The 13,206-nt window shown below is 55.1% G+C and carries 11 protein-coding genes; 8 read left to right on the top strand and 3 right to left on the bottom strand.

Translation table 11 applies throughout. The annotated features are described in order from the left end of the window. The first annotated feature begins 280 nt into the window (after positions 1-280). Positions 281-3,124, top strand: coding sequence for a TonB-dependent receptor (locus HMJ29_RS02875; RefSeq protein WP_171590073.1), 2,844 nt, complete (start codon positions 281-283; stop codon positions 3,122-3,124). A gap of 197 nt (positions 3,125-3,321) precedes the next feature. Here HMJ29_RS02875 and HMJ29_RS02870 read toward each other — a convergent pair whose 3' ends face one another. Next, the gene (locus HMJ29_RS02870) at positions 3,322-4,326 is read right to left on the bottom strand and encodes an OmpA/MotB family protein (protein ID WP_244678735.1); all 1,005 of its coding nucleotides are present in this window, start codon (positions 4,324-4,326) and stop codon (positions 3,322-3,324) included. 334 nt (positions 4,327-4,660) lie between these two features. Here HMJ29_RS02870 and accD point away from each other — a divergent pair, with 334 nt between their 5' ends. The 4 genes from accD to HMJ29_RS02850 all read left to right on the top strand — a co-directional run bounded on the left by accD (position 4,661) and on the right by HMJ29_RS02850 (position 8,539). Next, entirely contained in the window at positions 4,661-5,551 is an 891-nt protein-coding gene (gene accD, locus HMJ29_RS02865; protein WP_171590072.1) for an acetyl-CoA carboxylase, carboxyltransferase subunit beta, read from the top strand. Between the two features lie 214 nt (positions 5,552-5,765). Next, positions 5,766-6,503: a YiaD family glycine zipper/OmpA-like lipoprotein gene (locus HMJ29_RS02860; RefSeq protein WP_171590071.1), complete on the top strand. Its 738-nt coding sequence runs from the start codon at positions 5,766-5,768 to the stop codon at positions 6,501-6,503. A 444-nt stretch (positions 6,504-6,947) separates the two neighbouring features. After that, complete coding sequence (locus HMJ29_RS02855) at positions 6,948-7,655, top strand: YiaD family glycine zipper/OmpA-like lipoprotein (protein WP_171590070.1); 708 nt, start codon at positions 6,948-6,950, stop codon at positions 7,653-7,655. 122 nt (positions 7,656-7,777) lie between these two features. Next, positions 7,778-8,539 carry an endonuclease III domain-containing protein gene (locus tag HMJ29_RS02850; RefSeq protein ID WP_171590069.1) on the top strand — a complete coding sequence of 254 codons (762 nt, stop codon included), beginning with the start codon at positions 7,778-7,780 and terminating at the stop codon, positions 8,537-8,539. Positions 8,540-8,548: 9 nt separating this feature from the next. Here HMJ29_RS02850 and HMJ29_RS02845 read toward each other — a convergent pair whose 3' ends face one another. Further along, on the bottom strand, positions 8,549-9,043 hold the full coding sequence (locus HMJ29_RS02845) for a hypothetical protein (protein WP_171590068.1): 495 nt from the start codon (positions 9,041-9,043) through the stop codon (positions 8,549-8,551). A gap of 245 nt (positions 9,044-9,288) precedes the next feature. Between HMJ29_RS02845 and HMJ29_RS02840 the strand changes: the two genes are divergently transcribed. From HMJ29_RS02840 to HMJ29_RS02830, 3 genes are all read left to right on the top strand, one after another. Next, complete coding sequence (locus HMJ29_RS02840; RefSeq protein WP_171590067.1) at positions 9,289-10,272, top strand: radical SAM protein; 984 nt, start codon at positions 9,289-9,291, stop codon at positions 10,270-10,272. Positions 10,273-10,371: 99 nt separating this feature from the next. Continuing rightward, a complete protein-coding gene (locus HMJ29_RS02835) occupies positions 10,372-10,896 on the top strand; it encodes a gamma carbonic anhydrase family protein (protein ID WP_171590066.1) in 525 nt (174 codons plus the stop codon). A 144-nt stretch (positions 10,897-11,040) separates the two neighbouring features. Next, complete coding sequence (locus tag HMJ29_RS02830; protein ID WP_171590065.1) at positions 11,041-11,562, top strand: hypothetical protein; 522 nt, start codon at positions 11,041-11,043, stop codon at positions 11,560-11,562. Between the two features lie 123 nt (positions 11,563-11,685). Here HMJ29_RS02830 and HMJ29_RS02825 read toward each other — a convergent pair whose 3' ends face one another. After that, on the bottom strand, positions 11,686-13,017 hold the full coding sequence (locus HMJ29_RS02825) for a hemolysin family protein (protein WP_171590064.1): 1,332 nt from the start codon (positions 13,015-13,017) through the stop codon (positions 11,686-11,688). Positions 13,018-13,206: the final 189 nt, after the last annotated feature.

Here is a 13,206-nt window from a genome sequence, read left to right as displayed (position 1 = left end):
TCAGCAACTGCTGGGGCAGCTTTTTTGTGCTTGCCTTGGGCATATCTGGTAGGTGGCCTGGCATGAAGGAGTAGAGCAAGCTGCGTTTTGCCCTGAGCTTCAATAGCATAGTGTTGGTCGAGTAAAAAGCACGTCTGAATAGTAATAACTTATATATTACTATTCACTGATTATATTGACCCAGGAGCTCTGACCTGCTGCCTGCCAAAATACCCACTAGTCGTTGAGTTTCACTTGGCATTGTGCCAGCCCATCTTTCCCCTACCCCTTACTTTTTTGTATGAAACGACTCTTACTATTTCCTGCAGTTGCCATTGTCATGGTCAGCCAGGCGCAGGCACAAAGCGTAACCGTCACGGGGCGGGTGTTAGGCAGCAACGGTGCGGCGCAGCCCGGCGTAACGGTGCTGGAAAAAGGCACTTCTAACGGCACTAGCACCGATGGCAGTGGCCGGTTTAGCCTAACCGTGCCTCCTACAGCCACGTTAGTAGTATCGGCGGTAGGTTCAGCCACTCAGCAGATTGCGCTAAACGGACGCACCAATCTCGACGTGCGCTTAGTAGATAATGAAACTGCCCTGAATGAGGTAGTAGTAACGGGCTCGCGCGCCACGGAGGGCCGCTCCAATATCCTTACTACAGCTCCGGTAGATGTTATCTCGGCCCGCGAAATCAAGGTGTTTGCTCAGACGGATGTATCGCAGATCCTGACGTATATCGCGCCCTCGTTTCAGTCGTCGAGGCAAGCTATTTCTGATGGCACCGACCACGTTGACCCGGCTTCTTTGCGTGGCCTGGGTCCCGACCAGGTGCTGGTGCTGGTGAACGGCAAGCGCCGGCATTCGTCGGCGCTGGTGAACATCAACGGCACCGTGGGGCGCGGCTCGGTGGGTACCGACCTGAACACCATTCCGAATGCGTCTATCAAGCGTATTGAAGTGCTGCGCGATGGGGCCGCCGCCCAATACGGCTCCGATGCCATTGCCGGCGTTATCAACATTCAGCTTAAGGATGACACCACCGGCGTGCAGGCCAGCAGCACCGTAGGCCAGACCTACGAGAGCGACGGCCGCCTGTACCAGGCCGATGCCAACGTGGGCGTTGGCTTGAATGGCCGCGGCTTCCTGGACTTGAGCGGGCAGTTCAGCAACCGCGCCTACACCAACCGCAGCGGCATTGATACGGCTCCGCTTATTTACTTAGGTGCCAATGGTGGTAACTACCCCAGCAGTGCCAACACGGAGGCCAAGCGCCGCGAGCTAAAAGCCCAGGATGATGCCCTGGTAGCCCAAAACGGCTACGACCGTAAAAACCTGCGCCTAGGCCAGTCAGAAGCCCGCAACTACGGGGGCTTCCTGAACTTTGGCTACAAGCTGGCACCCGCCATAGGCCTAGAGGCATACGTAACAGCCGGCGCTATGCAGCGAACGGGCAAAGCGGCGGGCTTCTACCGCCTGCCTAGCCAGGTTACGCAGGTAGATGCAACCCTGTACCCCAATGGCTTCCTGCCCTTCATCAATACCACCATCAATGACCAGTCCATCATCTCGGGGCTGCGGGCGCGGGCGTTGGGGTTTGATATTGATTTGAGCAACACTTATGGCCGCAATGAGATACAGTTTGATATCAGCAATACGCTGAATGCTTCGCTGCCCATTGGCATTAGCCCCACCAACTTTTACGCTGGCACCATTGCCTTCCGCCAGAACACCTCAAACCTCAACTTCACGCGGCGCTTTACCAATGTGGCAACTATAAGCACGCTTAACGTGGCCTTTGGCGGCGAATACCGCGACGATAACTACCAGATTAAAGCCGGGGAGCGGGGCTCATACGAAAACTATGGCCGCATTGTGACGCCGGGCACGCCTCCTACGTTTGCGGCGGCCGGAGCCCAGGTGTTTCCGGGCTATCAGCCCTCCGATGCCCTCAACCGCTCCCGTCACAACGTGGCCGGCTACCTCGACCTAGAAAGCGACATTACCGAAAAGCTGCTGGTGGGCATTGCCGGCCGCGCTGAGCGCTACAGCGACTTTGGTTCCAACGTGAGCGGTAAGCTGGCCGCCCGCTATAGTATTCTGCCGGATGTGGCCATACGAGGGGCCATTAGTAACGGCTTCCGGGCGCCCTCCTTGCAGCAGCGCTACTTCACCAACACCAGTACCCAGTTTGTGCAGGGTGCCCCCAATCAGGTACTCACCGTCAGCAACGATAACCCCATTGTGCGCAATGGCTTCACGCAGGGCGGCACCGGCCAGCAAGGCTTTGGCGTAGCGGCCCTCAAGCAGGAGAAGTCGAAGAACTACAGCCTGGGCTTCACAGCGCGTATTCTGAAGAGTGGCTCTCTCACCGTGGATGCCTACCAGATTGACATTAAAGACCGGATTGTGCTGTCGTCGCAGTTTAGCCGCGCCAATGCTACCGTAAACACTATTCTGGGGAGTCTGCCGGTAAGCCAGGTACAGTTCTTTGCCAATGCCGTGAACACCCGCACCCGCGGCATTGATATTGTGGCCAACCAGCGCATGCCGCTTGGCCCCGGCAACCTCAACCTGACGGTGGCCGCTAACTTCAACGAAACGAAGGTGCGCAAAGTCAACAGCTCACCTACCATTGATGCCGACCAGACTGGCCTACAAAATACCCTGTTTGACCGGCAGCAGCGCGGCCGCCTCGAAACGGCACAGCCCCGCAGCAAAATCAACCTGACGGCCGGTTATGCCCTCGGTATTTTCAGCCTGGAGGCCCGCACAGTGCGTTTTGGGGCGGTGCAGTATAAGGATGCCCGCCTGGGCAGCCCGGCGGGCAACCCAAACTTCCTGTATTCCTCCATCGACCAGACCTTCCGGGCCAAATGGGTCACCGACCTGACGTTGAGCGCCCAGGTAACCCGGCAAATTGGCCTGACGGTGGGTGCCAACAACATCTTCAATGTGTACCCAGACAAGTTCAAGGTAGATCCGCGCAACAGCGCCACCAACTTCTCCGTCGACCCGCTGCTGAACTACAACTCCAGCCTCGACAACACCAACCGCGGGCGTACCATCTATAACCCCAACCAGTTCGGCTACAATGGCGGCTTCTACTTTGCCCGTGTCATCGTGAACCTGCCTACGTCTAACTAAACACGCCTAGGCCACTTCAGCAACGAGAAAGCCCCGGCTCGTATGAGCCGGGGCTTTCTCGTTGAGCTGTACAAACAGTGTAATTCGCGCACTAACCGCTGACCATCGGCGGTACGGGCAAAATAGAAAAGGTGAATGTATTCATAAGACACGGTAGGCTAAAGAAATAGCTAGGGACACTATAGGTAAGTAGTGGCTTATTGCCCACCGGATGAGTTAGTGTCCAGGATCTTAAACAATTCGTCGAGCTTGGGCGTCAGGATGATTTCGGTGCGGCGGTTCAGGGCTTTGTTGGCGGGCGAGTCGTTGGGGGCCACGGGCACGTACTGGGAGCGGCCTGAAGCCGTAACGCGCTGGGGCTGGATGCCGCCATTCGTGAGCAGGCGGGCAATTTCGGTGGCCCGGAGTACGCTCAGGTCCCAGTTGTCCTGCATGGCAGCGGTAGGCCGGGTAAAGGCTACGTTATCGGTGTGGCCTTCTACCACTACGTTCACGTCAGGCTGGTTTTGGAGGGCGGCGGCCAGCTGCTTTAGCGCCTCCTGACCTTTGGGGTCAACTTTGGTAGAGCCCGTTTTAAACAAGAGCTGCTCTGAAAGCGACACGTACACTTTGCCATCCTTCATCTTCACCTCCAGATCGGTGCCTTTAAAGCCGCGCAGAGCATTGCTCACGCTGGCCTTCAGGTCATTCACCGCTTTGTCTTTTTGAGCCAGCGCCTTCTGCAGCTCCGCTAAGCGAGCCTCGCGGGCCGTTAGGTCGGCGGTGAGCTTATCAATATCGGCTCGGCTCTTTTTCAGGTTCACATCCAGTTCGCCCAGTTCAGCCTCCCGGCGGGCCAGATCTTTGGCTACCTTGTTGTAATCGGCATTCTTGTCAGCAATGGTACGGTCAGAGTTCTTCAGCAGCTTGTCGTAGCTATCGGTGAGCTGCGTATTCAGCTGGCGCGTGCGACGCAGGTTGCGGCCCGTTTCCGTGGAGTCGTCAATCAAGCGGCGGGTTTGTAGGCGCAATTCGGCCAGCTCATCGGTGGTTTTTTTCAACTCGGCCACTGCCTGGCGCTGCTGGCGTTCAATATCAGCGCGAGACTGCTCAGTGGCAGCTTGGCGGGCCTTCAGGTCATCGTATTTTTTGGAGGCTACGCAGCCGGGTAGGGCAGTAGCAGCCAGCAGGGCCCAAACAGCCAAAGAAGATAGTTTTTTCACAGAAAGACACGTTTCAGTCCGAAATTGAGCAAGCTAGGCCACTTCGCCTACTTTCCCCGTGGCAAGGTAGCGTACTCTGGCGGCATGTTACAATCAGACTGCCCCGGCAAGCCCGAGAAACGCGGAGGATACCGGAAATGGGGGTGATGCAGGAACGTTTGCACCCGTGTAGCCTGCATAACCGGTAACACTCTCTACCATTTCCCCGCTAACTATTTCACCACTGCTGGAATCTGCCGTAACTTGCACCTTAGAAAAAGCCTGAGAGTAGCTGCCCAGGGCGCGCTACGTCCCGGGCTTTTCTTCCCCCTCACGTCTCATTTAAGAAGAATATATGTCTTGGTTTAAGCGCGTAGAGAAAGGCATCGTCACCCCGACGGAGCAGAAGAAAGAGACGCCCGACGGCCTGTGGTATAAGTGCCCCGAGTGCAAAACCGTGGCTACAATGGCTGAGCACAAGCGTTTGCTGTCCACTTGCGCCAAGTGCAACCACCACGACCGCATTGACGCGGCCGATTACTTCGACTTTCTGTTCGACAACCAGGCCTACACCGAGCTGGATGCCGATATGCACTCCGCTGACCCCTTGCACTTCGTGGATACCAAAGAGTACCCGAAGCGTGTAGCGGCCACGGAGAAGGCCACGGGCCTGAAAGACGCCGTGCGCTCAGCCCACGGCCAGCTTAATGGCCTAGGCCTAGTAGTAGCCGCCATGGACTTCAAGTTTATTGGGGGCTCTATGGGCTCAGTGGTAGGGGAGAAGATTGCCCGCGCCATTGACTACGCCCGCCAAAACCGCCTGCCCTTCCTGATGATTTCGCGCTCCGGTGGTGCCCGCATGATGGAAGCGGGCTATTCCCTGATGCAAATGGCCAAAACCTCGGCTAAGCTGGCATTGCTTTCGGAAGCAGGTATTCCCTATATCTCACTGCTCACTGACCCTACCACGGGCGGCGTAACTGCCTCCTTCGCTATGCTCGGCGACTTCAACATTGCTGAGCCTGGTGCCCTGATTGGCTTTGCGGGGCCGCGCGTTATCAAGGAAACCATTGGCAAAGATTTGCCGAAGGGCTTCCAGAGCGCCGAGTTTGTGCAGGAGCACGGTTTCCTCGATTTCATTGTAGACCGGAAGGAGCTCAAGCAGAAGCTCACCAATCTGCTGACGATGCTGCAAAAAACTGAAGTGCCTGTTAAGAAGGATACTAAGGCCTCTACTACTGCGTAAAGAGCGCAGAAATTAACTTTCGGCAAGCTTTTTGGAAAAGGCTTTCTGCTGGGCCAAATGCCCCGGCAGAAAGCCTTTCTTGTTGTAGCTGGAAAAGTAAAGCCTCGGCTTGGTAATATAGACCAAACTATATTTGTCCAACTTTTTCCATTTAACTCAAGTAAAGAATCAACGCAACCGCACCTCTCTTTTCTCTTTACCAAATTCCAATCCGATGAAATCTCGTAATTCCATTCTGTCGTTGCTGATGGCGCTGGTGCTTTTCATGAGCTCGTGTGCTACCACCAGAAATCCTAATATTCCAGAAGCTGACACCAACGGTACGGGTCCCCGCAAAACCGGCATGAGCAAAACGGCTAAAGGTGGCCTGTTGGGCGCCGGTGGTGGTGCCGTAGCCGGCGCAGTATTAGGCCGTGTAATTGGCGGCAAGAGTGGTACCGCGGCTGGTGCTATCATTGGGGCTACAGTAGGTGGTGCCGGCGGTGCCCTCATTGGCCGCCGCATGGACAAGCAGGCCGAGGAGCTGCAGAAAGACATGCAGAACGCCAAGGTTGAGCGCGTAGGCGAAGGCATTAAAATTACCTTTGACTCGGGCATCCTGTTCGACACCAACAAGTCGGATCTGCGTCCGGCTTCGATGACGGAAATCCAGAAAATGGCCGACGTGCTGAAGAAGTACCCCGATACCAACGTACTGGTAGAAGGCCACACCGACAACACTGGCTCTGATGCCATCAACCAGCCCCTCTCTGAGCGCCGGGCTCAGGCCGTAGCTAACTACACCACCTCACAGGGCGTTGATGCGGCTCGTATCACTACGCGTGGTTATGGCTCTACCCAGCCAATTGCTGATAACTCTACTGCTGAGGGCAAGCAAGCTAACCGCCGGGTAGAAATTGCCATCTACGCCAACGAGAAAATGAAGAAAGCTGCCGAAGAAGGCCGCCTCTAATTCTCGCTTGCTGTACTAGTAACCAAGGGCCACCGACAACGGTGGCCCTTGGTGTTTTCAGGGGCAGTGCACCGGCTTACTTCTAATGGCAAATAACTCCGCGAAAACACTGCGGTGCCAGAGGTACGGGGCTGCATGAGCCACGTTGGGAGTAGTTACTGCCGGCTGCAAAATGAAATAGTTGTGGAGAAACCAGTGGGTTGGTAAGTGGAGAGAATAGCTCTACATGCGGAGTGTCATACTGCTGAGCTTAAGCCAAGACGGAGCCAGAGAAAAGAGAGGTAAATAGGCCGCCGGATAATTTTTCTACGGTTTTGGCGTTTTTGGCAAGGTGGTTGTAAAATGCCCTTTAGCACAGTAGCAGTTTTAGCTGATATTTGCGCCGCGCCAGTGTAGCGCTTCATAACCGAGCCTCATCACACCAATACACTCAACCCCTTTTTCATGAAAACCCTTCGTTCCTATTTCACTCTGTTGCTGGCTCTGCTGTTGTTGGGCAGCAACTTCGCTCAGGCTCAAACTACCACTACTACCAAGAAGCCCATGAGCAAGACCCTCAAGGGTGGCCTACTGGGTGCTGGCGGTGGTGCCGTAGTTGGGGGCGTGCTGGGCCGCGTAATTGGTGGCAAAAACAGCACCGCCGGTGGTGCTATTATTGGTGCTGCCGTGGGTGGTGCTGGCGGTGCCCTCATTGGCCGCCGCATGGATAAGCAGGCTGCTGAGCTGAAGCGCGAAATGGCGGGCGCCAAAGTAGAGCGCGTGGGCGAAGGCATCAAAATCACCTTCGACTCGGGCATTCTGTTCGCAAAGAACTCGGCTGCTCTGACCTCTACTGCCGAAGACAACATCAAAGAGCTGGCTAAAACCCTCGTGAAGTACGGCGACACCAACGTACTGGTAGAAGGCCACACCGACAACACCGGTACCGATGCCATCAACAACCCGCTCTCGCAGCGTCGCGCTCAGGCCGTAGCTAACTACGCTCAGCAGCAAGGTGTTGATGCTTCGCGCTTCACGGTACAAGGTTACGGCTCTACCCAGCCTATTGCCGACAACTCTACCGAAGCGGGCCGTGTGGCTAACCGCCGGGTAGAAATTGCCATCTATGCCAACGAAAAACTGAAGAAAGCCGCTGAGAAAGGCACTATCTAAGCTAGGCCTGGAATAGCTAATACGTCTTGCAAACGGCGGTGCTCACAGAGTGCCGCCGTTTTTTATGGCCTACGTGCTGGGGCCGGCCGTAACCTACGGCCGTGCCAGCCGGTAAATGGGCTATGCCCACCACCTACACCTCGCCGCCCGCCGAAAAAACCTGGCAAGATCATCTCATCCTGAATGAGTTCTTTGAGCCGCTTACTCTGGAACAGCCCCGCCGCACACCTATGCGGGAGCTGATTTCTACCATCCTGTCGCACCGCACTACCCACGCCGATGAAGAACTGGCCTACGACCGAATGCTGGAAGCATTCGGGGATTGGCAGGGGGTGTTGGATGCGCCCACGGCTGAGTTAGCCCATGCCATCAGAACTACACGCTGGCCCGACACCCAGGCACCGCGCATTCAGGAAGTGTTGCGGCGCATTAAGGCAGAGCGGGGCGAGTTTACGCTGGACTTTCTGGCAGAGTGGCCTACGGAGCAGGGCTTGCAGTGGCTGACGGATATGCCCGGCATCGGGCTCAAAACGGCTTCTCTGGTGCTGCTGTTCAACTTTCACAAGCCCATTCTGCCCGTTGATACGCACGTGCACCGCATTGCCCAGCGCGTGGGTATGATTGCCCCCAAGGCCTCCGCCGATAAAGCTCACAAAGTGCTGCTGGAGCAACTACCCCCAGACCCGTTAGTGCTGCTCAACTTTCACAAGCACAACTACTGGCACGGGCAGCGGGTCTGCTTTTTCACCAAGCCCGACTGTCCTCGGTGCCCACTGAAGGGGTTTTGTAATTACTATCTGGAGCACTACGGCCCGGCTACCCCCGAAGCCTTGGCCGCCACTCCCAAAAAGTGGGATACCGCCTGGGGCGCTTTGCCGCACTAACCCAGTGGCCTACGGGAGCTGATCAATGCGGGCGCGCAGGGTATCTGCCAATGGGTGCAGATAAGCCGGCAGATTACGCTTTTGCGTGTCAAGCAGCCAAAAGCTGCGCTTGCCCTTTTTGTTTACCTCCAGGTAATAGCCACCCCAGTCGCCGGCATCAGGCTGGCCAATAGGGCCATTAGGTTCTCGGAGTAACTGAGCTGGCACGTACTGGCCTAGGTCCTCGGCGCGGCGGTAGAAGCTGGTAGCCAGCGGTACAAACGCGCCTTCATACGGAGCCGTAGTAGTAGGGTAAGCATCTTTCGTGTCCTCCAGCAGCTCTTGATGGCGGGTGTCGAGCTTATAGATGTCAATGCAACGCTCACCAGAGCATTCCCCGTAGAACTGGCCAAAAACCAACTCATCAGCGGCTGGCTCCACAGGTGGATTTTCGGGGGAGCAACTGCCTGTGCCAAGGGCAGCTAGTAAAAAACTGCCAGAAGCAGCCAGGGTAACAATACGCATAAGGGTAACCGGAAAGAGTAAGCAATATGTCACTAACAGGTATAGCTAACCCCATTACAGGGGCTAGTCGAACTCCTGTGGTAGCGCAGGAGTTGCGGTAGTTTTTGAGCCCGAAGGCCTGTTGGGTAGCCTGGCGCTAAGGGCTAATAAGAAGAATAGCAAAAGTAGTATAAAGTTGCATGGCAGCTTGCGTATAAAAGTGAGCTGAGCCCGGAGTTGCGGCAGTGCAGTACCTTTACCCGCCTATGCGTCTTGTTCGTCATCCGGTTCTGTGTAATTACTACGTCACCTATCGGTGCAATGCGCGGTGTTCTTTCTGTGATATCTGGGAGAAACCCTCGCCCTATATCCAGCTGGAAGACGTAGCCCAGAACCTGCGCGACTTAAAGCGCCTGGGCGTTTCGGTGATTGACTTCACGGGCGGCGAGCCTCTGCTACACCGTCAGATTCATGAGTTTATTGGCCTGGCCCACGACATGGGCTTTATCACAACGCTCACTACCAATTGCTTGCTCTACCCAAAGTACGCAGAACGGCTGCGTGGCAAAGTTGATATGCTGCACTTCTCTCTGGATGCTTCGGAGAAAGAAGTGCATGACAAAGGCCGAGGAGTGGCCTGCTATGACTTTGTGCTGGAAAGCATTCGGGTGGCGCGGGAGTTGGGTGAGCGGCCTGATATACTATTCACCGTATTTCGGGAAAATCTCCACGATCTGGAGGCCGTGTACCACACCATTGCGCAGCCCAACAACCTGATGCTGATTCTCAACCCGGCATTTGAGTACAACACCGTAGAAACCGGGGAGCAGCTCACCACCGCAGAGTTGGATTACCTCTCTAGCTTTGGTAAGCGGAAGGGAGTGTACCTGAACGAGGCGTTCATACAGCTACGCCGCGACGGGGGGAACCATGTGGCCAACCCGGTATGCCGGGCTGCCAGCACTACCCTGGTTATTTCTCCCTCCAATGAGCTGGTGCTGCCCTGCTACCACTTGGGGGAGCAGAAGTTTCCCATTGAAGGCCGCCTGCACGAGCTATATCAGTCAGAGCCGGTACAACGGTTAGCGGCATTAGAAGGGCGCTTGCCCCAGTGCGAAGGCTGTACCATCAACTGCTACATGCAGCCCAGCTTCGCCGTAGAAACCAGCAAGTATTTCTGGCAGGCGCTACCCAGCACAGTGAAGTATAACTGGGAGAAAGGTACCTGGAAGCGCATGCTGACGCGCTAAGCGGGCAATTGAGATGGGTGAGGAGAAACACGGGTACCGGCTTATGCTGTTACTTTGGTGGCAGCTTACTACGCCATTACCTTTTCACCACCCACAACTATGCCTGCTCTCATTCTGCCCGTTCGGGGCAACACCCCTCAACTAGGCCCCAATTGCTTTCTGGCCGATAATGCTACCCTGGTAGGGGAGGTAATGCTCGGGGCTGACTGCACCGTGTGGTTTAACGCCGTAGTGCGCGGCGACGTGAACAGCATCCGGGTTGGCGACAAAACCAACATTCAGGACGGAGCCGTGATTCACTGCACCTATGAAAAAGCAGCCACCACCATTGGCGCCCGGGTAAGCATCGGGCACAAGGCCATTGTGCACGGCTGCACCATTGAGAATGACGTGCTAATTGGCATGGGCGCTATCGTAATGGATCACGCCGTAGTAGGCCAGGGCTGTATAATTGCCGCCGGCGCGGTAGTGCTGGAGAATACCCAGTGTGAGCCCGGTTACCTCTATGCAGGTATACCCGCTCGAAAAATCAAACCCGTAACGGAAGAACAACAGGCCACCATTCAGCGCACTGCCGATAATTATGTGTTGTACGCTAGTTGGTTACGGGTAGAAGGTGAGTAAAGAGATGTTGTCTATTTGATACTATAGCAGTTAAGTATAATTTCGACAGGCTTATCTTCAGAACACGCGTGTGGCAGTTATCAATTAGTTAGCCAAGCCGACAGCAAATGAAGAAGTCGTGTACATCATTTTTCAAGTTTTTTTATGAAAAAAATCTACACCTATTTAGCAGGTGCAGTAATGGCTGCAGCTTCGCTGGCTTCATGTAGTAGCAATCATTTTGCCTTCGCGCCTAGCGCTTCTGCGTATCACAGTGTGGCGGTTCATGCACCAAGCAGCACTACTTCTACAGAGGAGCTATCGGCGGTAAACTCTGCTGAAAGAGCGGCAACAGCTCCTAAGCCAACCGTACTTACCGAACCACAATCTGCAAAGCACTTGAAGCAGCAACTTATAACGGCTACGCCGGCTGCTGCACCTCTGAGTGCGGCAAAGCGCATAGTGGTTGCTAAAGTTGCCAAGCAGTTGCACAAGCATGCTGAAGTGGCGAAAGCTAGCCAAGAACAGTCTCGGGCTGGCCGGGCCGGGCTTGTAATTGGTATAGGTGCTGTCCTGATTCTGATTGGTGGCCTCATCGGGGGAACCAACATTGTGGCTACTATCGGCGGTATTGCCTTCATAGTGGGCCTGATTTTGTTGATTATAGCGCTAATAAGCGGCAAATAGCACACTGCTCGCCTTGCTTGCAGTGTAGTAGGGCATGTAGCTATACTAGCTTACAAAAGAGGCCTAGCAATTTGCTAGGCCTCTTTTGTAAGGGGTAAGTTGAGCGGAAAGCAGCTGCCGTACTTACAGGCTTAGCTCTTCATTATCAGCAGTTGCTCGCTCTTGCTGCGAGGTTACGCGCAGTTGTACCAACTCCACAGCCCGGCGGGAGCGTTTCAGAACCCGGAACTCATAGTTATCGAGCACGGCTACATCACCAACTTCCGGAATGTTACCGTAGATGACGTTCAGTAGGCCACCCACCGTTTCGTAATCGTCGCCCTCAGGGAGAGGATAGGGCAGATATTCGTTGGCGTCGGGAATGGGGGTAGCGGTGTTCACGCGGTATTCGAGGTCAGAAACCTTTTCCACCACCGGCACCTCGTTATCATACTCATCCTGGATTTCGCCTACCAGCTCCTCCATAATGTCCTCGATGGTTACGATGCCCGATACGCCACCAAACTCATCGCTCACTACGGCCATGTGCATGTGCTTGCGCTGAAACTGGCGCAGCAAGCGGTTGATTTTTTTGGTTTCCGGCACGAAATAGGCGGGCCGCATAATCTTCTGCACGAGAATGGGCTCATTCCGCCGAATAATTTGCAGCAGGTCCTTCACGTACAGCACCCCCACAATATTATCGATGTTGCCCTCGTACACCGGAATGCGGGAGTAGCCCTCGTTGTACACCGTTTCCAGGAGCGCATCCTGAGGTAGGTTCACGTCGATGGCGGCAATTTTGGTGCGGGGCACCATAATCTGCTTCACCATCCGGTCGTTGAACTGAAACACGTTTTCAATCAGCTCGTGCTCTGAGTCCTGAATTTCTCCGCTCTGCTTGCTCTGGTCTAGCAGCAGCCGCAGCTCATCGGCAGAGTGGGCCTCGGGGCCGTGGGTTACGTGGCCCCCAAACAAACCGGCTACCATGTTGGAGAGCTTGTTCAGAATCCAGATGAACGGCTTCATCACCCAAGCAAAAGCATACAGCGGCACCGCAATAGCCACGGTAGTGCTTTCCGGTTTTTGAATGGCCATTACTTTGGGCGCCTGCTCACCTAACACAATGTGCAGCACCGTGATAATAGAAAACGAGGTAACAAGGGAAATCTGGTGCACTGCTACCGTCGACAGCGTGATGTGGAACTTGTCGATGATGGCCATCACTATTTCGGCCACTACGCTTTCGCCAATCCAACCCAGGGCCAGCGAGGCCAGCGTAATACCGAGCTGAGTGGCTGACAGGTAGAAGTTCAGATCCTGCAGCATCTTCTGCACCAGTTTGGCCAGCCGGTTGCCACTCTGCGCCTTTATCTCAATCTGCGAGATACGAACCTTAACGAAGGCAAACTCCGCCGCCACAAAAAAGCCGTTCAGCAACACCAGCAGAACGGTAAATAAGATATTTAAGATCATAGATGCGGGGCACGGCTCGACCGGCCTGGCTCCCTTTATGTAACAAAAGTACGAGAATCCGGGCAAGCGGTTCGGGTAAGGGTGCTCTAGGCCACTAGTTGGGAGGCTAAAACCTGCGACGGCTGAGCCGGTTGGTGCAACGTAAGGTGGGAACTATGCCGGGTACTGGCGTACTTTGTGGGCTTGAGG

The organism is Hymenobacter taeanensis, from assembly GCF_013137895.1.
GTDB classification, from domain to species: Bacteria; Bacteroidota; Bacteroidia; order Cytophagales; family Hymenobacteraceae; genus Hymenobacter; species Hymenobacter taeanensis.
The sequence above is the reverse complement of the archived record's forward strand: the minus strand, read 5'-3'. Positions and strand labels throughout refer to the sequence as shown.